1 pseudogene is annotated in these 585 nt (G+C 50.1%); it reads left to right on the forward strand.

Annotation, left to right across the window (positions count from 1 at the left end):
• Positions 1-130 precede the first annotated feature (130 nt).
• Positions 131-585: pseudogene (locus ACOTXR_RS25140) on the forward strand (ATP-dependent nuclease); the annotation flags it as partial.

A 585-nucleotide genomic window follows, 5' to 3' on the forward strand; every position in this document is an offset into this window, starting at 1 on the left:
TGAAAATATATTTTGTATTCAGGTTGCAGCAAAACGCTTTCTTACACACAGGACTTCATATGCGGCTCAGAAAATTAAAACTGAAAAACTTCAGAGGCTACAGAAACTCTACTGAAATCATTATTGATGAAAGCATGACGGGTATCAGATGATGCTGATGAAAGCGTTACTGGCACTGGCAGGCCAGCCGCACCGTCAGATTATCGTCACCACCCATGTCCCGGCGCTGGCCGGATTAATCCCTGTCGAAGGCGTACGTTATGTTACCCGAAATGAGGCGGGTGAACCCGTAGTAAAAATGCCGGATGACGCAGTGCTGAAGGAAGCCACTGAAAGCCTGGGGGTGCTGCCAGAGACCGGTATGGAAAGGGCGCAGGGGATTGTTCTGGTAGAGGGAAAGTCGGATGTTACTTTCCTGAGGCATGCGGCCAGTTCATTAAAACAGTCAGGTGCGCTGCCAGCCTCTCTGGAGGACGTGAAAATAGTGCCAGTCCTCATAGGAGGGTGTGGTAGCGTCAAACACTGGGTTACATTGAATCTGGCCAAAGATCTGGGGCTTCCCTGGTGCGTATTTCTGGACTCCGA

It is taken from the genome of Enterobacter cloacae complex sp. IR53030 (assembly GCF_049238365.1).
GTDB lineage: Bacteria > Pseudomonadota > Gammaproteobacteria > Enterobacterales > Enterobacteriaceae > Enterobacter > Enterobacter kobei.